The following is a 22,945-nucleotide window of genomic DNA, read 5'->3' on the forward strand; positions in this document are numbered from 1 at the left end:
TATGAACGCAAAAAAATTTGCATTGGGATTTCTGGACCTGGCTGTTAAGGCAGCTTTTGTCATCATTGTGATCATGCTGATCTCAAAATATTCTAAGCTGGCTTACAGCTATGGATACCAGATCTTTAATCAGTCAGCTGTTTCCTCCGGAACAGGAAGAACTGTGAGCTTTACCGTTAAGAGCGGAGATGATGTGGATACCATAGCTGACAATCTTGCCGGCCTTGGTCTTATCAAGGACAAGACACTCTTTAAGCTCCAGGAGAGATTCTCGGAGTACCATGAAAAGGAAAAGCCCGGAACCTATGAGCTTAGCACAGCCATGACTCCTGAAGAGATGCTGACGATAATGTCAGGCGGACAGGAGGGAGCCGAAGGAGAAGAGGGCCAGCAGAGCCAGGAGAGCGGAGACGAGTCAGATGGTGGGTGAGAACGACAGGATCAGCAGCTTTATAAATTCTCTTGATCCCGGCAATCTCCCGTTTCTTGATGAACTGGAGAGAACAGCGCTAGAGGATCAGGTTCCCATTATCCGCAAGGATACACAGGCACTTCTTAAATTTCTAATGGCCCAGAATAAGCCTAAGAACATTTTGGAAGTTGGCTGCGCTGTGGGATTTTCTGCACTTTTAATGGCAGCATATACAGATGCAGATACCAAAATTACAACTATAGAGAAGTTTGAAAAAAGAATTCCCGTAGCAAGGGAGAATTTTTCCAAATACGACACTGAAGGTAAAATCACACTGTTGGAGGGGGACGCCACAGATATTTTAAAGGGTCTTGATCCGGGGTATGATTTTATTTTTATGGACGCAGCCAAGGGGCAGTACATCAACTTTTTGCCTGACTGCCTGAGGATTCTTAATAAAGGCGGACTTTTGGTTTCAGACAATGTCCTCCAGGACGGAGACGTGTTTGAGTCAAGGTTTGCGGTAACAAGAAGAAATCGCACCATCCACGCAAGGATGCGCGAGTATCTGTATGAGCTTAAGCACAACGATCAGCTAAACACAGTCATCCTGACCGTTGGCGACGGAATGACACTTTCGGTTAAGTTATAAGAGGAATGAATCAATGAAAAAACCTGAACTTTTAATACCTGCATCAAGTCTTGAAGTACTTAAGACAGCCGTAACCTTCGGCGCCGATGCGGTTTATATCGGCGGAGATGCCTTCGGGCTTCGTGCCAAGGCCAAGAATTTCAGCCACGACGAGATGAAGGAGGGCATAGAGTTTGCCCACGCCCATGGCGTTAAGGTCCATGTCACCGTAAATATCCTGGCTCACAACTACGATCTCGACGGAGTTGAGACTTATCTTCATGAGTTAAAAGAGCTAAAGCCGGACGCTCTTATCATCGCCGACCCCGGCATCTTCATGAAGGCCAGAAGGATATGCCCTGAGATTGATATCCACGTTTCAACCCAGGCCAACAACACCAACTATGAGACCTATAATTTCTGGCATGACCTCGGAGCCAAGAGAGTCGTTGCAGCCAGAGAGCTTTCCATAAATGAGATAAAAGAGATAACGTCCAAGATTCCGGATGACCTTGAGATGGAGTGCTTCATCCATGGCGCTATGTGCATTTCATATTCGGGAAGATGTCTTTTGTCCAATTACTTCACAGGGCGTGACGCCAACCACGGCGCATGCACTCATCCCTGCAGATGGAAATATGCGGTTGTTGAGGAGAAAAGACCCGGTGAATACCTTCCTGTCTATGAGAACGAGCGTGGAACCTATATCTTCAACTCCAAGGATCTGTGCATGATAGAGCACATTCCGGAGCTGGTGGATGCAGGTGTTGATAGCTGCAAGATCGAGGGAAGAATGAAGACAGCCCTCTATGTTGCAACTGTGGCAAGGACTTACAGAAAGGCCATCGACGACTACTTTGAGTCAGAGGAGAAATACAGGCAGAACATGCCGTGGTATCTTGATCAGATTTCAAGATGTACTTACCGTCAGTTCACCACAGGTTTTTATTTTGGCAAGCCCAGTGATGAGACTCAGATCTATGACAACAACACTTACATAAATGAATATATCTACCTCGGAATCGTCTATGACATTGACGAGAGGGGGTATGCAAGAATAGAACAGCGAAACAAGTTCTCCGTGGGTGATGAGATTGAGATCATGAAACCCGACGGAACTGATGTAAAGACTACAGTAAAAGGCATGTACAGAGAGGACGGAACAGCCGTAGAGTCCTGTCCGCACTCCAAGGAAGTCATTTATCTTGACCTTTCTGTCACGCCTTCAAAATACGATATTCTCAGAGTGGATGCAGAGGATTCCACCAAGGAACAGTAAAAAACACTTGAGTTTTCTAAGAATTATTGTATAGTTGAATACAAATTCAGTTTAAAGGGGAACATAGGATGAGCAATGTGGTTAATGTAGAAGAGATCTTTGGTCAGAACGTCTTTACCATCGCGACGATGAGAGAGCGCCTTCCGAAGTCTGTCTTCAAGGAAGTTATAAACGTCATCGAGAACGGCGGAGAACTCTCCAAGGAGTCTGCTGATGTTGTTGCCAACGAGATGAAGAGCTGGGCAATGGAGAGGGGAGCAACACACTACACCCACTGGTTCCAGCCACTTACAGGCATTACAGCTGAGAAACATGATTCATTTGTTGGAAGCGCTGACGCCGATGGCCACATGCTCACTTCTTTTTCAGGAAAAGAGCTTATAAAGGGTGAACCTGATGCATCATCATTCCCATCAGGCGGCCTTAGAGCTACATTCGAAGCAAGAGGATATACAACCTGGGATATCACATCACCGGCTTTCCTTAAGGAGTCCGGAGCAGGTGTTACACTCTGCATCCCTACAGCATTTTGTTCATATACAGGAGAAGCTCTTGATAAAAAGACTCCTCTTTTAAGATCCATGGAAGCAGTTAACAAGCAGGCTCTTCGAATCGTAAGACTCTTTGGCAACACTACAGCCAAGAGAGTCAACGTATCCGTTGGACCTGAGCAGGAATACTTCCTTGTTGACTGGGATAAGTCCATGAAGAGAGAGGATCTTATCTTTACCGGAAGAACACTTTTTGGAGCAATGCCTCCAAAGGGTCAGGAGATGGAGGATCACTACTTCGGTGTTATCCGTGAGAGAGTCGGAGAGTACATGAAGGACCTCAACACAGAGCTCTGGAAGCTTGGCGTTCCGGACAAGACTCAGCACAACGAGGTTGCTCCCGGACAGCACGAGCTTGCTCCTATCTACGAGACTGCAAATATCGCAGTAGACCACAACCAGATCATTATGGAGACCATGAAGAGAGTTGCAGAGCATCATCACATGAGATGCCTTCTTCACGAGAAACCCTTCGCCGGAGTTAACGGCTCAGGTAAGCACGACAACTGGTCTCTTTGCACAGATAACGGCGTGAACCTTCTTGATCCCGGTGATACACCTAACAAGAACGTTCAGTTCCTTTTCGTGCTTGCATGCATACTTAAGGCAGTTGATACACACGCTGACCTTCTTCGTCAGAGCGCAGCTGATGTAGGAAACGACCACAGACTTGGTGCCAACGAGGCTCCTCCTGCAATCATTTCCGTATTCCTCGGAGAGCAGCTCGAGGACGTTGTAAGACAGCTAATCGAGACCGGCGTTGCCAAGTCCAGCAAGCGCGGAGGCAAGCTTAAGACCGGTGTTTCAACTCTTCCTCAGTTTGAGAAGGATGCAACAGACAGAAACCGTACATCACCTTTTGCCTTTACAGGTAATAAGTTCGAGTTCAGAATGGTTGGCTCATCAGATTCAATGGCCAGCTCAAATACAACGCTTAACACCATCGTTGCCGAGGCTTTCTGCGAGGCAGCAGACATTCTTGAGAAGGCCAAGGACTTTGATGTTGCAGTTCATGACCTTATGAAGGAATACCTGACCAAGCACCAGAGGATCATCTTCAACGGCGACGGATATTCAGACGCATGGGTAAAAGAGGCTGAGAGACGCGGACTTCCAAACATCAAGTCCACGATCGAGGCAGCAGATACACTTACTACCAAGAAGGCGATCAAGCTCTTTGAAGACTTCGGTGTATACACCAAGGTTGAGCTTGAATCAAGAAAAGAGATCATATTCGAGAACTACGCCAAGACCATTAACATCGAAGCTCTCACAATGATCGACATGGCTTCCAAGCAGATCATTCCTGCAGTTATGAAGTACGCAGGACGTCTTGCCAAGGATGTCAACGAAGTAAAGGCAGCAGGCGCTGATGCTTCAGCTATGGCTGATGAGCTTAATGAGATCACAACAGAGCTCAACAAGATGAAGAAGGCCCTTGACCAGCTTAAGGCCAATGAGGCCAAGGCCGGCAAGATCACAGATGAGAGAAAGCTTGCTTATTTCTATAAAGATAAGGTAAGACCTTCCATGGAGGCTCTCCGCGAGCCTGCCGACAAGCTTGAGATGCTTGTTGATAAGAAGGATTGGCCTTTCCCTACATATGCAGATCTGCTCTTCGAGGGCTAATATGTGAGTCAGTGGGGACGTTTCAGTTTGACTCATTTTGTGAAGCAAAATGAGTCAAACTGAAACGTCCCCACTGACTCACCAAAACTTTTTAAAAAAAATCAAAAAAGTACTTGCAATTAATAAAAAGACCACGTATAATTACTTCTTGTCCGATGGGCTATCGCCAAGCGGTAAGGCAACGGACTCTGACTCCGTCATTACGTAGGTTCGAATCCTACTAGCCCAGCTATCAAGCTCTTCAAAGCGTTAGCTTTGAGGAGCTTTTTTGTGCGTCTGCAATAACACACGGGGGAAAACAATGTACAGCTTCAATTCACGAATCAGATACAGCGAAACAGATACCAATGCGGAACTGACAATAGAATCCCTGATCAACTATTTTCAGGATTGTTCTACGTTCCAGACACAGGACGGACCGGCTTCCATGGAGTATCTTAAAAGTAATGGACTGGCTTGGGTTTTGAGTTCCTGGCAGATTGAGATAAACAGGCTCCCAAAGCTTTGCGAGGAAGTGACAATAGGAACTGTGCCCTACGAGATCAAGGGCTATTTTGGCCTTCGTAACTTCTTTATGGACACCAGAGAGGGTGAGAGGCTTGCTATTGCCAATTCCGAGTGGATACTGTTTAACTTTGAAAAAGGGATTCCTGCCAAGGTGACTCCTGAGATCATTGAGGCTTATCCTGTGGAGGAGCGCCTTGATATGGAATACTTACCAAGAAAGATTGTTATTCCCAGAGATATTACTCCTGTGGCAGCGGATGAGATCGTGGTAAGGGAGCACCATCTTGATACGAACAATCACGTAAACAATGGACAGTACGTGAGAATGGCTCTTGGAAGACTTGATAATGAGAGCATCAATATCAAGAGAATAAGGGCTGAATACAGGAAACAGGCAAGACTTGGGGATATATTGTACCCCGATGTTTATAAATCTTTGCAAAATGGCAATATGTCTTATACTATTAATTTAAAGGATGCAGACGGACATAGTGTCTGCAAGGTTGAGTTTATTGCGCAATGAAGCAATTGCGAAATCTCGGTAGAGAGAAACGGAGGACTTATGATCAAATTAGGAGAAAAGCAGGTTTTAAAGGTAGTTAAGAAGGTGGACTTCGGTGTGTATCTTGCAGATACCGACCCGGAGGAGAAAGTTCTTTTACCAAATAAGCAGGTTCCGGAAGGAACAGAAGTCGGCAGCAAGATAGAGGTCTTTATCTATAGAGACTCAGACGACAGGCTGATCGCAACGACCAATGAGCCAAAGATCATGCTGGGCGATGTGAGAATGCTTAAGGTCAAGGATGTTGCAAGGATCGGAGCCTTCATGGACTGGGGCCTTGAGAAAGACGTACTTCTTCCTTTCAAGGAGCAGACCAGAAAGGTTAAACCCGGCGAAGAGGTGCTCTGTGCCATGTACATCGACAAGAGCAACAGACTCTGTGTGACCATGAACGTTTACCAGTATCTGCTTACAAACTCGCCCTATGGCAAGGATGACAAGGTTAAGGGCACTGTTTATGAGATGAGTGACAACTTCGGTGCCTTTGTAGCCGTTGACGATATATATTCAGGTCTGATCCCCAAGAAAGAGCTCTATGGAAACATTCAGATTGGCGATCAGGTAACAGCAAGAGTTGTGTCTGTTAAGGATGATGGCAAGCTCAATCTGAGCATCAGAGAAAAGGCATATCTTCAGATGGATACAGATGCCCAGAAGGTCTTTTCCATGATAGAGCAGTGCGGCGGAAAGCTGCCCTTTACGGATAAGGCTTCACCTGAACTTATCAGAGATAAGGCAGGCATGAGTAAGAATGAGTTCAAAAGAGCTGTCGGAAGACTTCTCAAGGAAGGCAAGATCGAAATAAAACCCGATTCAATTGTCAAAAAGTGAGGACTTAAATGGACTATAAAAGAGCCAACAGAGCTTATCTTTATATGATTCTATCCACACTGGCGCTGGTACTTTTACTTACAGCTTGGGTATTTACCACAGGAGGTTCGCTCTCCATTATTGCCAGTAACATCTTAAGCGAGCTTATGATACTGGTTCCGGCCATTGCTACGATCCTTTATCATGGAGACAGGCTGGGGGTGCTGATTCCCTTTAAGAGGATAAAGATATCTTCAGCGCTTCTTACGATGCTGTATGTGGTGCTTCTTTTTCCGCTGGTGACCTTTATCAATTCGGTTTCGATGCTCTTTGTTGATAACACAATTGTGGGACTATCAGATGAGATCACCGTAATGCCCATGTGGGAGATGTTTCTGCTGATAGGAATCTTCGGACCACTGGTAGAAGAGGTCGTGTTTAGAGGCTTTTTCCTTCAGAGTTATCAGAGAACCGGCAGGATCATTGGTTCCATGATCCTCTCGTCAATCCTTTTTGGACTGACGCACATGAACTTCAACCAGTTTGCTTATGGCGCAGCCATGGGACTTATGCTAGCACTCCTGGTGGAGGCTACGGGAAGTGTGTTGACCTCGTTTATCGCCCACGCAACCTTCAACTCTATTGAGGTGGTGCTGATGTATGCAACTTCGGATGTTCTGGATAATGCAGAGAGTATGCTCACAGATATGGAGGCTACGGGACAGATTCTTTTAACCATTGGAATCTACTTCGTGGCAGCGGTCATCTTCACGGCAATCGCGTTCTGTGTGGTGATAAAGATATCTGATATCGAGAAGAGAAAAGAGTTCTTTGTCAGCATTCCGAAATGTCGCAAGCAGGGCTACAAACTCATCACTGTTCCGCTTGTTTTGGCCATAGTCATCGCTGCAGTTTATATGATCGGACTGGAAATTCTAAATACCTTTATATAATCAAAAAGACCCACTGATGCGTTCAGCGGGTCTTTTCTTGTGCAATACTGCACGATTTTGATGGCCTCAGATACTTATGTCGATATTTTGACCGACATTGGGATCAAGAGATGGCGAGGGCATTGAATTCATGGCCGAAACCATGGCTGCGCCGTTTGCCTCGAGGTTGTCGAGACTCTTTGCGAGCATAGCAACGCCATAATCATTCTTGATATTGTTCTGAGCAAGGGCCATCGATAAAGCAGGAATATCCATAAGGCCACCTCCTTGTGTATGAATATACTTTCCCTTATCTGTTATATCGGCTTGGAAAAACAAAAATATTATCGGCAGGTAGAAAGTCGGATGGCAAAAAACAAGAGATGTTTTTGTGACTTTTGACTACAAAAATAAAAAAATAGACAAAAAACACCTCGGTTCGTATAGATTTTTTTGTACATTTATATTAAAATGGATAAGTAATGTTTTTTCATTACAAATATTGTAATAATTTAATCTGCACTAAGGTGCAAGAAAGAGTGATACATGATATCCAATCAGATTTTGCAGAACACAATCGACGGACTCAAGAACATAGCGCATGTAGACCTTTGTGTGCTTGATATTGACGGTAAGGAGGTTGCATCCACCACCAATGAAATCGGCAACGTTTCGGCAGTGGCCAGGGACTTTGTTGAGTCGCCTGCAGATTCGCAGGAAATACAGGGCTATCAGTATTTCAAGATATATGACGAGCAGCAGCTTGAGTATCTGCTCATATGCACCGGAAGCGGTGACAATATATATATGCTGGGCAAGATGATCGCATATCAGATCCAGAGCCTTTTGGTTGCTTACAAAGAGCGCTTTGATAAGGACAACTTTATCAAGAACCTGCTCCTTGACAACCTTCTTCTGGTTGATATCTACAGCAGAGCCAAGAAGCTTCACATCCAGAGCGACGCCAAGAGAGTTGCCATGATCGTTGAGTGCGCCGGCGGAAGAGACAGCAATATACTTGAGCTCACAAGAACCTGTGTGGGCAGCGGAACTGATTTTGTTACAGAGGTAGATGAGGACAATGTCATCGTAGTCAAGGATGTCAGCGAGATGGCTAAGCCTTACGAGATTGCAAGATCAGCTGAGGATATCTTATCCTCACTTGAAAAAGAGGGACTTTCAGGCGTAAGGATCGCCTATGGTACAGTTGTTGGAGAGATCAAGGAAGTGAGCCGTTCCTACAAGGAAGCCAAGATGGCTCTTGATGTAGGCAAGATCTTCTTTGACGAGCGCAAGGTCATCTGCTACAGCGAACTGGGTATCGGAAGACTTATCTATCAGCTTCCTATTCCGCTCTGCAAGATGTTTATAAAAGAGATCTTCGGAGGAAGGAACCCTGATGAATTTGATCAGGAAACCCTCACCACCATTGATAAGTTCTTTGAGAACAGTCTCAATGTATCCGAGACCTCAAGACAGCTCTTCATACACAGAAACACTCTTGTTTACAGACTGGACAAGCTCCAGAAGAGCACCGGCCTTGATCTGAGAGTCTTTGATGACGCCATTGCTTTCAAAATTGCATTAATGGTTGTAAGATATATGAAGTATATGGAGAGGTTCACGTAATTGATATGTCAGGTAGGCATATTACGTTTTAACAAAGAGGAGAATTATGGAAAGAGGATACAGAAAAAGAAGGACAAACAGGCAGATCCCCGAGGATGAGATTATCACGCTTGAAAACGTGACTAAATCTTATTCTACGGGTGCACCGGCCTTAAACGGAGTCACCCTTCACATCAAGAGGGGTGAATTTGTTTTTATAGTGGGCGACAGCGGATCGGGTAAGTCTACTCTTATCAAGCTCCTGCTCAGAGAGCTTGTTCCCACTGACGGCGAGATCACAGTTCTCGGCTATAATTTAAGGAGGATCAAGCACAGCAAGATTCCGAAGTTCAGAAGAAACCTTGGAATTGTCTTCCAGGATTTCCGTCTCTTAAAGGACAGAAACGTTTATGAAAACGTCGCTTTTGCCCAGAGGATTGTTCAGACTCCCACAAGGGACATAAAGCGAAACGTTCCGTCAATACTAGCCACAGTCAATCTGGCAGGAAAATACAAAAACAAGATCAATCAGCTTTCAGGTGGTGAGCAGCAGAGAGTTGCTCTTGCAAGGGCCCTTGTAAACAAGCCGGCCATTCTTCTTGCTGACGAGCCTACCGGTAACCTGGATCCCAATAATTCCTGGGAAATTATGAAACTCATGGAACAGATCAACGAGAATGGTACAACCGTCATCGTAGTTACTCACAACAGAGAGATAGTAAATGCTATGAAGAAGCGAGTTATTACCATGAAGAAGGGCGTCATTATAGAGGACGAGGAAGAGGGTATGTACATCGATGAGGATTAATAGTTTCTTTTACACAATAGGCCAGGGCTTTAAGAACCTGGGACGTAATAAATGGTACACACTGGCATCAATTGCCACCATTACAGCATGTCTTTTCCTGTTTGGTCTGTTTTATGCCATAATCACTAACTTCCAGAACGTGGTTAAGACAGCGGAGGAAGGAGTCTCTGTAACAGTGTTCTTCAACGAGGGAACAACTGAGGATGAGATCCTTGCGATAAAGAGTGATCTGGAGAAGAGGACAGAGGTCCGTGAGATTCAGTACGTTTCAGCTGATGAGGCGTGGGAAGGCTTCAAGGAGGAGTACCTTGGAGAGTATGCTGACGGTTTCACAGAGAATCCTCTTGCAGATTCAGCCAACCTTCAGATTTATCTTAACGACGTATCCATGCAGCCGGCTCTTGTAACATATATTGAGTCAATCACATCTGTAAGAGAGGTCAACAGGTCTGAGGTTACAGCAACTACACTCAGCGGACTCAATCTCCTTATTGCATATGTGTCTGCGGGTATTATCATAGTTCTTTTGCTGGTATCAATATTCCTTATCAGCAACACGGTAACTATGGGTATTGCAGTCAGAAAAGACGAGATCAACATCATGAAGTATATCGGTGCCACAGACTTCTTTGTAAGAGCACCCTTCGTTGTTGAGGGTATTCTTATCGGTCTTATCGGATCCGTTATACCTCTGATCATCATCTATTTCGTATACACACACGTTATCACCTACGTTGTATCAAGATTTACAATGCTAAGTTCACTCCTGAACTTCCTGCCTGTTGAGACAGTGTTCAACAGCCTGATTCCAATATCACTTCTCATCGGTATCGGTATCGGTTTCTTCGGAAGTTTCATCACAGTAAGAAAGCACTTGCACGTATAAAGATCAGGATAAGGACGACCCATAGGTGATTAGATTTTTTAAACGAAGCACAAAAAGAATATCGGGCGTTATCCTGTGCCTTTTGATGGCTGTCTTTGTCTTTATGACATCTGCTGTTACCAGTTATGCTGAGGTTACCGAGGAGTCAATCAAGGCCAAGGAGAATCAGATCAGCGAGGCCAAAAAAGAGAGGGACTCTCTTAAGAATGCCAAGACGGATCTTGAGAAGGTCAAGAAGGAACTGGAGACCAGTAAGTCTAACCTCAACAACTATATCACTCAGCTGGACGGACAGCTTACTGATATCCAGGAAAAGATTGATTCCCTTAATAACGAGATAACAGAAAAAGAGCAGGAGATCGAGACAACAACGCAGGAGCTAATAGAGGCGGAAGCTATTCAGAAGGCCCAGTACGAGGCCATGAAGAAGCGAATCAAGTTCATGTACGAACGCGGAGATACGCTCTATCTTGAACTCCTCATACAGTCAGGAACCTTTGCCGACATGCTGAACAAGGCGGAGTACATTGAGATGCTCTCCTCCTACGACAGGCAGAAGCTCAATGAATACATACAGACAACAGAGCTGATAAGGCTTACCAAAGAGGCTCTTGAGGAAGAAAAGGCTACCCTTGATGAGGCCAAAGCTGCTAAGGAAGATGAGGAAGCTTCTCTTCAGGCGCTGATGGACACCAAGGCCAATGAGCTTTCAGCTGTTAAAATGGATATCTCCCAGAAGGAAGCAGCCATCAAGGCCTACGAGGACGAGATCAAGGCTGAGAACGCAGCAATCGCTGCTCTGGAGAGAGAGGTTGCGGCAGACAAGGCGTCGCTCTACAGCAGATACATGTATGACGGCGGAATGTTCACCTGGCCTGCTCCCAGCTACACCAGAATTTCCGATAACTACGGCATGAGAATGCATCCGACTCTCGGAGTTGAGAAGATGCATAACGGTATAGATCTGGCTGCTCCGTCAGGATCACCTGTACTTGCAGCCTACAACGGAACGGTAGTAGCAGCTGATTACAACTCATCCATGGGTAACTACATCATGATCAACCATGGAGGAGGTCTTTATACCATTTACATGCACTGCTCGGCACTCTATGTTTCAAAGGGACAGGATGTCACCTCGGGAACCAAGATCGGAGCAGTAGGTTCAACCGGAAGATCTACAGGTCCTCACCTTCATTTTGGTGTGAGACTTAACGGCAATTACGTAAGCCCATGGAATTATCTTAAGTAAGCCGGATAGGAGTAAAAGTGGATACTAATAATAATTTTATACCTCAGATACCTGAGGATAAGGGTAAACTCACCAGAAGGTTCATAGCCGGAATATTGGTGGGATGCTTCATTGCCCTGTTCATAGTGGCAGGAATATATGTTTTCTTATTTGCAAATCCTTTTGCGGGATTTTTTGGCGGTTCTTCCCAGATAGCAGGTAAGCTCGGCGGAGGCGACCTTCTTACAGAAGACATTGCAAAAAAGATTGAGGCTCTCGATGACGTTATCGATGAGTATTACTACAAGCCCGATGTCAGCGATGAGGTTGAAGCAGACGGAATTTATAAAGGACTTATGGACTCGCTGGGTGATCCCTACTCTGTCTACTACACAGAGGAGGAGCTCAATGATCTTTTGTCCGACACTGCAGGTGTTTACTATGGTATCGGTGCTTATGTAAGCATAGATGAAGATATGGGCCTTCCCAGGATTTCAGGCGTAATGCCCGGAACTCCCGCTGAGAGAGCAGAGCTTCAGACAGATGATATCATTTCCGAGGTGAATAAAGAGTCTACAAGCGGCCTCGAGCTGGATGAAGTTGTTTCACTGATCAAGGGACCGGAGGGAACAACGGTACATCTCACAATCTTAAGAGGCTCTAAGAGAGAGCAGATCGAGGTTGATGTTGAGAGAAGCGCAGTAGAGGTCCCCACAGTTACAACCAAGATGGTCGGGGAAAAAGAGAACATCGGATACCTTCAGATCACTGAGTTTGACGACATTACTCCCGACCAGTTCGCTGAGGGAATGGCAGAGCTTCGCGAGAAGGATATGCAGGGCCTTATCATCGACCTTAGAAGTAATCCGGGTGGAAGTCTTCAGGCCGTGTGCGAGATCGCAAGACAGCTCCTTCCCAAGGGCCTTATCGTTTATACTGTCGACAGAGACGGAAACAGAGATGACTATACGTGCGACGGAGAGCACGAGATTGATATTCCGGTGGTTGTTCTTGTAAACCAGTACTCAGCCAGCGCTTCCGAGATCCTCTCAGGAGCCATCAAGGATTACAAGATCGGAACTTTGGTCGGAACAACGACCTTCGGTAAGGGAATCGTACAGAGGATATTTGATCTTAAGGACGGAACAGCCGTTAAGCTTACAGTAAGTGATTACTACACTCCTAACGGCAACAACATCCACGGCATAGGAATAGAGCCGGATGTAGAGATTGAATTTGACGCAGATGCCTACGCTGAGGACAAAACGGACAATCAGCTCGAAAAGGGTATCGAGGTCATGGAAAAACTTCTTGACAATTAAATTGTATAAGTGTAATATCAGAGACTGTGTCGAACATCTTCGGCACAGTCTTTTTCAATTTGTGCATAGCACATCATTGTTTGGTTCAAACATTTTTTCAGGAGTAAAAAGTTTTATGGAAGTAAAGGCATGTATTTTTACCGATGCCGGCAAAGTGCGCAAGGTAAATCAGGACGCGGCTATGATCAAGGTAGCCAATACGAGAAGGTACGGAAGGATCTCTTTTGCCGCAGTATGCGATGGAATGGGAGGCCTGTCTAAAGGCGAAGTTGCAAGCTGCAAAGTGATAAGGGCTCTTGAGAGGTGGTTTAACGAGGAGCTGTCTCTTATGCAGGGCATGAGCGAGGATGAGCTGTTTAAGACTGCTGAGACGTCACTAAAGAGGCTTATCGTGAAGGTTTGCGGAGAACTTAAGAGATACGGCAAGCACAGGGGGATAAAACTTGGAACCACTATGACAGCTCTTTTGCAGATAGGTACAAGGTACATGACCATGAATGTAGGCGACTCCCGGATATATCTGATAGACAGCGCAAGAGCCAGGGCCATAACAAAGGACCAGAGCCTTGTGCAGGACAAGCTGGACAAGGGCCTTATAACTGCCGGGGAGATGGAGACGGACCCTGAGAGAAACGTGCTTCTCTGGTCTGTGGGAACCACCATGACTCCGGAGATTGAAGTGGGTCACGGAAATTTTTCGGGAAGTACGACTGTCCTGGCCTGCAGCGACGGCTTCTGGAGAACGCTGCATCCTGAGGAGATGCATAAAAAGCTGTGTCCTCAGATGTGCGTGACGGATATGGATATGCTGCAGGAGTGCAGGAAGCTGTCGGAGCTCGCCTGGAGCAGGAAAGAGAAGGATAACATTTCGGCAGCAGCCATGTGTCTGGAGTTTTAAAGGAGTAAATGGGATGGATACAGGAATTTTATACAGGGACAAATACAGGATAAAAAGAAAACTCGGTGAGGGCGGAAGCAGCGTAGTGCTCATGGGAATCGATGAAGTTAAGGGCAGTGCTGTAACCATCAAGCAGATAAAGAAAGATGTGTACGGATCCGGGAATATAGCCTGCGCTGTAGAGGAAGAAGTGGGACTTCTTAGGGCGCTGAGCCATCCGGCGATTCCGAAACTCATAGATGTTTATGACGATGCATTTGTCCTTGAGTATGTTCCCGGAAACAGCCTCGAGAAGTTTATTAAGCACAAGGGTTTTCTTGGGGAGAAAGAGGCTGTGGCCATGGGGCTTGAGCTATTGGATATCCTCTCATATCTGCATGGCGGCAAAAGACCTGTCGTCTACCGCGACTTAAAGCCAGCCAATATCATGGTGCGACCCGACGGACATATATCACTCATTGATTTCGGCGCAGCCAGATACTATGAGGGAGGTGCAAAGTCGGATACAAGGAACTTGGGAACCGGCGGTTTTGCAGCACCTGAGCAGTACGGAAATCTTGGACAGACAGATCCGAGGACAGATATTTACTGCTTTGGACGGACTCTTTTGCAGATCATGGGTGGCAAGTGCTCTCCGGAACTGATGGCGATAATCGATAAGTGCACAAGGCCTGACAGAGAAGACAGGTTCGGAAGCACCAAAGAGATCAGGGCGGCACTGAAGAAATATCCAAGGGTCGCAGCAAGAAACAGGGTGAAGGCAAATTTCAGGTATGTAGCAGTGGCAGCAGTGCTGGCCATGATCATTTCTTTGGGACTGACCCACTACGACACATTTGTGAGCTACGCAGCTTATGATGCTCAGATGAGAGTTCCTGCGGTAAAGGAGAGACTTGGAAGGGCCGGTATCCGGATAAGAGAGATACTGAGTGAGAAATACGGCGATGATATCGACTGGCTTAAACTGCCGGGGGAGGAAGATGAATGATGATTTTTGCTTATACATTTCTGGTGGTCTTTGTGGCTCTGGTGGTGATACTGGGGCTGGGAAGCCTTCTGACAAGAGGAAATGAGACGCCTGAGATAATCCCGGAAGGAGCAGCAACAGCTGCCATGTGCACGACACAGCTGTTGGGGCGCGTAGATTATTCGGGATCTGTGTGCGATGAGGATTTTGTGATAGAGCAGGATCTTGTGTATACCTACGATTCCATCAACCTGTAGTAAACCGGCGGCCAACGGCCAACAGGGGGCAAATGAAAAAATGAATTCCACCCATCAATGGTCAAAAATGTTATGGATGGTCACCTGCCTGAACGTAAATGAAGGCCACAATAAAGAGCTAATGGAAGCTTGCCAGACCTTAAACGGGTATTCCAAATTTGTCTCAAAATTTGATATCATATGATAGCAAATGGTTTGATATTTTTGCTATCATATGATATCATTAATGTACAAAAATACAGGAGGAATTTCATGGGTGACAAATTTTCACCTCCTGCCGACATAAATACTGTCAAGCTGGAATTAGTACGTATAAAGCTAATATTGGAGGATCATAATAAGTTTCATTTTGCTAAGCGCAAGAAGAACATGGATACTTTGGCAAGACTCGGAATTACGCCGGCAGGATGTATTTCATATATAAATGAATTGACATACAAGAACTACCTAAGTGGTCCATCGGACGACAGAGATACAGGGGATAAAGCCTGTGTATGGGAGTTTGGAATGACAATACAGGAAATGGATGTATATATTAAGATTAAGCATATTCCGATAGATGATTTGCTTGCGATATCTTTCCATGAGAAAGAGAAAGAATTTGTTTTTCGTTATTAACAGAGGTATAAGAGGTGATTTTGATGGGTAAAAAAGAAGTAGCTTGTAAACACAAGAACTTCAAAGTTGAGCAGAGAGAAGAAACATATCCGGTTTTAGGAGAAGATACTACGATTGTGGCAAACGTAAAGGTTTGCTGTGATTGTGGCGCAGATATTTTTGATTTTCAACTGGATGAGGATAATTTAAAAAGAGCTTTCACAAAATATAAACGTAATCATGCACTTATGACTGCTGAAGAGATCTGTGACCTTCGAAAGAAATACAATATCAGTCAGCGTACACTGGCAACGCTTATTGGCTGTTCCCAGGCAACTATAGTGAGATATGAAAATGGCAACATTCAGGACAATACTCATAATAATATAATGCGGATGCTTCAGAAACCTGAGAACATGGCTGAAATGCTGGAAATTAAAGAGGAAGAACTGACTGAAAAAGAGGTTTCGTCTATCAGAAAAGCTTTGTCAGATTTAAATTCTTCTGAATCAAAGACCAGTTATATGCTGGAGAACTTCAGTGAATATCTGTATGTTCAGCCCAATCAGTATAGTGGTTTCAGAGAGTTTGACTTTGGAAAATATATTGAAATGATCCGGTACTTCGCTACTAATCTTGAAGGAAGGTTATATAAGACCAAGCTTTTCAAACTGCTGTGGTATTCGGATATGTATTATTTCAGGGAATACACTAAGTCTATGTCAGGAATGAATTACCTTCATTACAAATTTGGGCCTGTGCCCAGAGAGTATAGTTTTCTTTTGGGGCTGATGGAGCGCATAGGGGCAATATCCATTGTGGATGTAAGCAATCAGTATAGCAATAGCAATGCTGAGGTGATAAGTGCATCGACAGACTTTGTTCCCAGTTGCACACTTCTTCCGGAAGAAAAAGAAATACTGCAGAATGTTCTGAATCAATTTGGATCAATGACAGCGAAGGAAATCTCAGAGCAATCCCACCAGGAAAAGGGATACTATGAGACGTCTGAAATGGAATTGATCTCATATAAGTATGCTATGGATATGGTATGAGTTTAAACAGGGGATTTTTGGAAATTATCTAAATACAAAAATGTCTTCTCAGCAGAGTAGATTACGTTTGATAGTACCGGAAATTGATAGTCACGTTATGTACAGAGTGTTCAAAAACACAGCGTGGTATTTGAAATGAATGAAGAGAACAATTTTGTTGAACGTTTTGAGGACATGCCAAGATAATTTTTTTTAGAACTATTGAGGAAGTGAGAACTTAATTACGTAAGAAAAAATATAGTAGGAATAAAAGTAAGAGACATTTCATATCATTCACCTATAGATATGGGATTGGGCGGTGTTGGAGCTTTTATTGAACATCTTGTTAATGCAGGAACACAGATAAGAAATGACAATAGACTTCAGGAAGAGCATGAAGCACGTATGGTGACGCAAGCCTTAGAAACTATGGAACATAGCATTGATGTCTTGTGCATGTTAAATAATTCTAATCTTCCTTCATGGCACAAAGAATATCTAAAGAACATGTATCATGGAATTATGGCAAAACAGGAAAAGCTGAATGAACAAATAGGAGTAAGACGAATGGAAATAGATCAACGAGCATAATCCTTGGAAATAGCTATACTTGAATTCTCAACCCACCTGTCCCATCATCGGCAGGTGGGTTCTTTTTGGCAGCTAATATCATCCCCCGAACGGGAAAAGAAATATCGGTCAAACGTCCACACTTTATCGAAAACTCCATATAATTCTTAAGAAATCTTAAGAAATTTCGACGGTATTTCTTAAGATTTTTGTTATATCATATCTTTTGGTCAGGAACTTTCGGTGCCAATTTCGCTGGCACCACTTCCTGAGACCTCATATCATGGCCTGTCGCCATTATTTCCTACAAGCTTGCAAGCAGTAGATCATTCATTCATTACAATAAGGAGAAACAAGATTATATGCCAATTGAAAGCAGAAACTATAAGGATACAGTTTTCAAGATGCTGTTTAATAACAAGCTGTATCTTCTAGAACTATACAACGCCATCAACGGGACATCCTACACAAATCCGGATGATCTGGAGATCACTACGCTCGAGGGCGAAACCTATCTAAAAATGAAGAACGACCTGTCTTTCATCATCGACTTTGAACTGAACCTGTTTGAGCACCAAGCCAGCAAGTGCCCCAATATACCCCTGCGAGACCTTTACTACGTGGCTGCAACATACAAGGATATTATCCCACAGGAAAAGACCTATAGCTCAAATCCGGTGCGTATCCCGGCTCCAAGGTTTTACATGTTCTACAATGGAATGTCGGATCTGGAGGACACTGTTACCTACAGATTATCAGAACTATTCCAGCGCCCTGTAGAGGACCCTTCGATTGAACTTGTGGTCACCTGTCTGAACGTAAATGAAGGCCACAATAAAGAACTAATGAAGGCCTGCCAGACCTTAAACGGGTATTCCAAATTTGTCTCAAAAGTGAGAAAATATAGGGAGAAAAGCATCACAAAATATGATGAAACTCACTCAACCCCTGTAAAGCTTTTAGCTGATAACAGCGAAGTGATGAAAGGAATCTTAGCAGCTGCGATCAATACTGCTATTGACGAGTGCATCAAAGAAGACATCCTAAAGAGCTTCTTTATTGAGTACAGAGAGGAGGTTACCGAAGTGGCTATAATTGAATACTCATCTGAAAGGCACATCCAGTATGAAAAAGAAGAAAGCTATAACTCCGGGTATGACTCTGGTCTCAATTCCGGCATCAAGAATACCACCGATCTCTTCTCGTGGCTGTTCAAAAACGGACGAGCCAAAGACGTAGAAAGAGCAACCAATGACCCTGAATTCCTGAACAAACTCTTCGAGGAATACTCCAAGAACAAATAACACTCTCACCCCACCTGTCCCATCGACAGGTGGTTTTCTTTTTGCCCGTCTCCCTTCCGATATCCCTTATGAAACAACATGTTTTCAAAAGGAAAGGAGCTTATCATTATGGCAAGATTAGTTGGCTATGCACGTGTCAGTCACAGGGAGCAGAACGAGGCGAGACAGATGGTCGCTCTCAGAAAAGAAGGCATCGAAGAGAACAATATCTACCTGGACAAACAGTCGGGCAAGGATTTCAACCGACCACAGTACCGTAAAATGTTACAGAGTCTCCAGGGAGGTGATGCAATCTTCATCCTGAGTATAGACTGCCTCCGCATACATCGTCGTTCTTGACATGCCTTTACTGGATACATGAAAAGAGCTTTTTTCTGATTTTATCTATGAATCTAGAAATCTAGCAAAAGCGTCAAGTCAAAGCGCACCAAAATGAACCAAAACAAGGGTTGTGATGCAATATATGAGAAAAAATCTCATATTATATTTACAAACCCTCCAATCTAGGAATATACTATTCTTAGATTGGAGGGTTTGTTATGTTAAGCCAGTTTTCTGTAAAAAATTATAAAAGTATAAAGGATGAAATGACTTTTGATATGCAGGCGACAGCTATAACTGAGCACGCTGATCGTGTGATAAAGGCGAGCAATAATGAAAGTATTTTGCCTGTCGCGGCTATATATGGCCCGAATGGTGGAGGAAAATCTAATGTATTACAGGCATTACACTCATTGGAATTAAAAGTACTTCGACCACTGTATGCTACTGAGGCTGATGCACAAAATAGACTACGTGTTAGGAATTACGAGATAGTACCATTTGCATTTAATGAAGAAAGCAAGAATAGCCCTACTGAATTTGAAGTGTTTTTTCTGACAGAGAAAGCAGAGTATCGGTATATTATTCATGTATTGGGAGAAACGATAGTATACGAAAGTCTTTCTATGCGTAAAGTAGAAACAAACCGAACTACTGAGATTTTCGAAAGAGAAGATGGGAAAATATCCATGGGAGATGGATTTGCCAGATTAAAAGTAAGCCAGGACATATCAGATACATTACCTCTTTTATCGTATCTTGGTATTACTTATAGGAAGAACGAAGTAGTGGATGACTGTATAAGTTGGTTTGAGAATGGAATTCGTTTCTTGAATTATGGAAGCCCTATGCAGGAGTTGAGACTTGCAATAGCTAATTCTGCAGACATTAAAGAACTGATTCTTAACATGATACGTGAGATGGATTTAGATATTGAAGACTTTAAAGTTGAGAAACGTGAAAATGGTGATATTCAGGTATATACAAAGCATAATGTGACTGGCAATGTTTATGAAATAAATCTTGAAGAGGAATCTAGTGGTACAAAAAAGCTATTTGGACTATTGCCATTTATTGCTGATAGTCTGACAAAGGGAACTACGCTTGTTATTGATGAACTTGATGCCAAAATACACCCTGTTTTGCTGAAACATATAATAATGCTATACAACAATTTCGAAGTAAACAAGCATGGGGCTCAGCTTATCTTTACTTCACATGATTTATCGACCATGAACAGTGAAGTGTTCAGAAGAGATGAAATATGGTTTGTTGCAAAGGGAAATGAGCAGAATTCAAAGCTGTATTCACTTGTTGAGTTTAAGAATCCTGATGGAACATCAGTTAGAAAAGATGCTAAATTTGATAAACAGTATCTTGAGGGGAAATATGGCGCTGATCCATATCTAAAGAAAATTATAGATTGGAGCGTGATTTAATGCCAAAGAAAGCAGGAATGGAGGCCTGGAAAAAGAAGAGGCGGACAGAGTATCTGGAGCAGAAAGAATTTCGATATTATATTTTCTGCGAAGGGCAACAAACAGAACCGCAGTATTTTAACGGCTTTAAAAGGTATATTGAATCCAACCCTATATACAAAGACATGGTGTTGATTGAGATTGAGCCATGCGGTGCAGAAACCATGCGTGTCATAGGTCAAGCGGAGGATTATGTTAGGAAAAATGGAATAACCAAAGGGCAGATATGGTGCGTTTATGATAAAGACAGCTTTCCGGCTGAAAGATTTAATGGTGTTCTTGAGAGAGCAGAGGTACTAAATTCTCAGAATCAAGATGTACAGTATCACGCAGCTTGGAGCAATGAATGCATTGAATTTTGGTTCTTGTTACATTTTTCGTACTATACTTCAAACAATCATAGAACGGAGTATATTGAGTTTTTGAATAGTAAGTTCTCGGAACTAAATCTTGGCAAATATGCAAAGAACATGGAAAACATATTTGATATTTTGTTAGAACATGGTAATCCAAGGCTTGCAATCAGATATGCAAAGCGAATCATCCGCGAACACCAAGGAATGACACCATCGATGATTGCTCCTGGAACAAAAGTATATGATCTTGTGGAAGAGTTGGTGAAGTATCTTCCAGAAGAGGTTAAACAGTTTTTTCTGTAACAATATGAAGAGATGATAGAGCAGTGGAATTATATAACAAAAGAGCTAAAGGCAGACATCGTCGTCCTAGATATGCCCCTACTGGAAACAAGAAAAGAGAAGAAGCTGATCTAAAAAAGAAAGACTGAAAAGGAATAGTGAGTCGGCTGGTTAAAATCTATTAATACCATTATAATATGTAATTAAGGGGCACGGAGACTAAGGAATTAGTTTTTGTGCCTTGTTTTGTTAACGTGATTTATGTAAAACGGCTGTAATTAACAATATATGAAGGTAGTGATGAGATGGAAAAGAGCTTGAAGTTTGCACAAAAAGCTGAGGAACTAAAGAATACATAGCCTACAAATAATTGCTAAATTGATGCAAATTATTGATATGGTACAACAAACTGTTATACAATAAGTATTATCAGTGTGCTTTAAGGTTAGGCTGCATACTACAATTCATCATTTCGAAAAAGTACACTTTTTGCGGACATGGGAGGCGTTGTTGGAAGAGAAATCTGGGAAAATAGTATTGATAGGTCCGGTCTACCCATATAAGGGCGGAATATCGCATTATACAGGCCTGATGTACAGGGCACTGTCTCAAAAGTATGATGTCACAATGATCTCTTATTCTTTCCAATACCCAAAGCTTTTGTATAAAAAAGAGCAGAAAGACTATTCCAACGATACCTTCAAACCGGATAAGGTTGAGTATCTGATCAATACAGCAAATCCACTGAATTGGTTAAGCTCTGCCAGACAGATCAATAAGATGAATCCTGACCTTGTGATCATTCAGTGGTGGCATCCATATTTTGCCCCGTGTTATCAGACAATAGCCGGGCATCTGAAGAATACGAAGATCCTTTTTGTTTGCCATAATGTTTTCCCGCATGAGCGATTTCCTATGGATAAGCTGCTTACGCGTAAGACGCTGACAAAAGGTGACTGCTTCATTGTTCAGTCACGGCAGGACGAAGAAGATTTAAAGAGCATTATTCCGGATGCTAATTATGTGAGGGCTGTACATCCCACCTATAATGCTTTCAAAATGCAGAATCTTTCCAAAGAAGAAGCGAGAAAGCGCCTGGGGATATCTGATGATGAGAAGGTCCTTCTGTTTTTTGGATTTGTCCGCAAGTATAAGGGGCTTGATTACCTGATCAAGGCTATGCCTGAGGTGAAAAGAGCTTTATCCGACTGCAAACTTCTTGTGGTGGGTGATTTTGGTGACGATAAAGAAGAATATCTGCAGCTGATTGACCGGAATAAAGTCTCGGATGTCATTGATATATACGACGGCTATATCCCTGATAAAGAAGTTGAGAAGTTCTTTGCTGCTTGTGATGTAGTAGTACTTCCGTATGTTAGTGCTACGCAAAGCGGAATCGTGCAGATAGCTTATGGCTTTGATAAGCCTGTAATAGCTACCAATGTTGGCGGACTGCCTGATGTCGTAACTGATGGAAAGACAGGATACCTTGTAGAATCCGAGAATCCACAAGCTATTTCAGAAGCTGTTATCAGGTTCTTTGAATCCGGAGGCGAAGAGCATTTTGCACCCGGTGTGAAAGACGAGAATTACAGATTCTCCTGGGACAGGATGGTTGAAAATATTAGTACGTTATGCTTTGATCAAGAAATGGCAAGATGAAAAGTCGTTGCTACTCAGCCCAAGCCATTTCTGACAGGAGATAAATAGATAGGT

The 22,945-nt window shown here is 43.5% G+C and carries 24 protein-coding genes and 1 tRNA gene; 24 read left to right on the forward strand and 1 reads right to left on the reverse strand.

Going from position 1 to position 22,945, the window contains the following annotated elements:
* The first annotated feature begins 1 nt into the window (after window position 1).
* From G633_RS18235 to G633_RS18240, 8 genes are all read left to right on the forward strand, one after another.
* Entirely contained in the window at window positions 2-430 is a 429-nt protein-coding gene (locus tag G633_RS18235; protein WP_051200163.1) for an endolytic transglycosylase MltG, read from the forward strand.
* Window positions 420-1,064 carry an O-methyltransferase gene (locus tag G633_RS0111975; protein WP_026520054.1) on the forward strand — a complete coding sequence of 215 codons (645 nt, stop codon included), beginning with the start codon at window positions 420-422 and terminating at the stop codon, window positions 1,062-1,064. Before G633_RS18235 ends, G633_RS0111975 begins: the two co-directional genes overlap by 11 nt.
* A 13-nt stretch (window positions 1,065-1,077) precedes the next feature.
* Complete coding sequence (locus G633_RS0111980; protein ID WP_026520055.1) at window positions 1,078-2,322, forward strand: peptidase U32 family protein; 1,245 nt, start codon at window positions 1,078-1,080, stop codon at window positions 2,320-2,322.
* Window positions 2,323-2,390: 68 nt separating this feature from the next.
* Entirely contained in the window at window positions 2,391-4,502 is a 2,112-nt protein-coding gene (locus G633_RS0111985) for a glutamine synthetase III family protein (protein WP_022768048.1), read from the forward strand.
* Between the two features lie 156 nt (window positions 4,503-4,658).
* Window positions 4,659-4,731: transfer RNA gene (locus tag G633_RS0111990), tRNA-Gln, on the forward strand.
* A gap of 72 nt (window positions 4,732-4,803) precedes the next feature.
* On the forward strand, window positions 4,804-5,532 hold the full coding sequence (locus G633_RS0111995; RefSeq protein ID WP_022768049.1) for an acyl-[acyl-carrier-protein] thioesterase: 729 nt from the start codon (window positions 4,804-4,806) through the stop codon (window positions 5,530-5,532).
* 39 nt (window positions 5,533-5,571) lie between these two features.
* A complete protein-coding gene (locus G633_RS0112000) occupies window positions 5,572-6,402 on the forward strand; it encodes a CvfB family protein (RefSeq protein WP_035771349.1) in 831 nt (276 codons plus the stop codon).
* An 8-nt stretch (window positions 6,403-6,410) separates the two neighbouring features.
* Window positions 6,411-7,334 (forward strand): CPBP family intramembrane glutamic endopeptidase, encoded by a 924-nt coding sequence (locus G633_RS18240; RefSeq protein ID WP_051200165.1) that lies wholly within the window; start codon window positions 6,411-6,413, stop codon window positions 7,332-7,334.
* A gap of 66 nt (window positions 7,335-7,400) precedes the next feature.
* On the opposite strand, the gene G633_RS0112010 is transcribed toward G633_RS18240, so the two are convergent.
* Window positions 7,401-7,589 carry a YjfB family protein gene (locus G633_RS0112010; RefSeq protein WP_022768052.1) on the reverse strand — a complete coding sequence of 63 codons (189 nt, stop codon included), beginning with the start codon at window positions 7,587-7,589 and terminating at the stop codon, window positions 7,401-7,403.
* 270 nt (window positions 7,590-7,859) lie between these two features.
* Here G633_RS0112010 and G633_RS0112015 point away from each other — a divergent pair, with 270 nt between their 5' ends.
* From G633_RS0112015 to G633_RS18270, 16 genes are all read left to right on the forward strand, one after another.
* Window positions 7,860-8,942, forward strand: a complete 1,083-nt coding sequence (locus tag G633_RS0112015) for a PucR family transcriptional regulator (RefSeq protein ID WP_026520057.1) — start codon at window positions 7,860-7,862, stop codon at window positions 8,940-8,942.
* Window positions 8,943-9,042: 100 nt separating this feature from the next.
* Window positions 9,043-9,729, forward strand: coding sequence for a cell division ATP-binding protein FtsE (ftsE, locus tag G633_RS0112020; protein WP_026520058.1), 687 nt, complete (start codon window positions 9,043-9,045; stop codon window positions 9,727-9,729).
* On the forward strand, window positions 9,719-10,615 hold the full coding sequence (gene ftsX, locus G633_RS0112025; RefSeq protein ID WP_026520059.1) for a permease-like cell division protein FtsX: 897 nt from the start codon (window positions 9,719-9,721) through the stop codon (window positions 10,613-10,615). The genes ftsE and ftsX overlap by 11 nt, the downstream gene beginning before the upstream one ends.
* Before the next feature lie 25 nt (window positions 10,616-10,640).
* Window positions 10,641-11,864, forward strand: coding sequence for a murein hydrolase activator EnvC family protein (locus G633_RS0112030; protein WP_035771352.1), 1,224 nt, complete (start codon window positions 10,641-10,643; stop codon window positions 11,862-11,864).
* A gap of 17 nt (window positions 11,865-11,881) precedes the next feature.
* Entirely contained in the window at window positions 11,882-13,165 is a 1,284-nt protein-coding gene (locus tag G633_RS18245; RefSeq protein ID WP_242838864.1) for a S41 family peptidase, read from the forward strand.
* A gap of 115 nt (window positions 13,166-13,280) precedes the next feature.
* The gene (locus tag G633_RS18250; RefSeq protein WP_051200169.1) at window positions 13,281-14,063 is read left to right on the forward strand and encodes a PP2C family protein-serine/threonine phosphatase; all 783 of its coding nucleotides are present in this window, start codon (window positions 13,281-13,283) and stop codon (window positions 14,061-14,063) included.
* A gap of 13 nt (window positions 14,064-14,076) precedes the next feature.
* Complete coding sequence (locus tag G633_RS18255; RefSeq protein WP_051200171.1) at window positions 14,077-15,051, forward strand: serine/threonine protein kinase; 975 nt, start codon at window positions 14,077-14,079, stop codon at window positions 15,049-15,051.
* On the forward strand, window positions 15,048-15,287 hold the full coding sequence (locus tag G633_RS0112050) for a hypothetical protein (RefSeq protein WP_026520061.1): 240 nt from the start codon (window positions 15,048-15,050) through the stop codon (window positions 15,285-15,287). Before G633_RS18255 ends, G633_RS0112050 begins: the two co-directional genes overlap by 4 nt.
* 252 nt (window positions 15,288-15,539) lie before the next feature.
* Window positions 15,540-15,905 carry a type II toxin-antitoxin system MqsR family toxin gene (locus G633_RS18260; protein WP_051200173.1) on the forward strand — a complete coding sequence of 122 codons (366 nt, stop codon included), beginning with the start codon at window positions 15,540-15,542 and terminating at the stop codon, window positions 15,903-15,905.
* Between the two features lie 23 nt (window positions 15,906-15,928).
* Complete coding sequence (locus G633_RS0112065) at window positions 15,929-16,939, forward strand: type II TA system antitoxin MqsA family protein (RefSeq protein ID WP_026520062.1); 1,011 nt, start codon at window positions 15,929-15,931, stop codon at window positions 16,937-16,939.
* A 285-nt stretch (window positions 16,940-17,224) separates the two neighbouring features.
* Window positions 17,225-17,509, forward strand: coding sequence for a hypothetical protein (locus G633_RS0112070; protein ID WP_026520063.1), 285 nt, complete (start codon window positions 17,225-17,227; stop codon window positions 17,507-17,509).
* A 341-nt stretch (window positions 17,510-17,850) separates the two neighbouring features.
* Window positions 17,851-18,792: a hypothetical protein gene (locus G633_RS18265; protein WP_035771355.1), complete on the forward strand. Its 942-nt coding sequence runs from the start codon at window positions 17,851-17,853 to the stop codon at window positions 18,790-18,792.
* Window positions 18,793-18,900: 108 nt separating this feature from the next.
* Window positions 18,901-19,131: a recombinase family protein gene (locus tag G633_RS0112080; RefSeq protein WP_330363358.1), complete on the forward strand. Its 231-nt coding sequence runs from the start codon at window positions 18,901-18,903 to the stop codon at window positions 19,129-19,131.
* A gap of 200 nt (window positions 19,132-19,331) precedes the next feature.
* Complete coding sequence (locus tag G633_RS0112085) at window positions 19,332-20,552, forward strand: AAA family ATPase (RefSeq protein WP_026520065.1); 1,221 nt, start codon at window positions 19,332-19,334, stop codon at window positions 20,550-20,552.
* The gene (locus G633_RS0112090) at window positions 20,552-21,250 is read left to right on the forward strand and encodes an RloB family protein (RefSeq protein ID WP_026520066.1); all 699 of its coding nucleotides are present in this window, start codon (window positions 20,552-20,554) and stop codon (window positions 21,248-21,250) included. Before G633_RS0112085 ends, G633_RS0112090 begins: the two co-directional genes overlap by 1 nt.
* Window positions 21,251-21,739: 489 nt before the next feature.
* Window positions 21,740-22,891: a glycosyltransferase gene (locus tag G633_RS18270; protein ID WP_242838865.1), complete on the forward strand. Its 1,152-nt coding sequence runs from the start codon at window positions 21,740-21,742 to the stop codon at window positions 22,889-22,891.
* Window positions 22,892-22,945: the final 54 nt, after the last annotated feature.

The organism is Butyrivibrio sp. FCS006 (assembly GCF_000424525.1).
Lineage (GTDB): Bacteria > Bacillota > Clostridia > Lachnospirales > Lachnospiraceae > Butyrivibrio.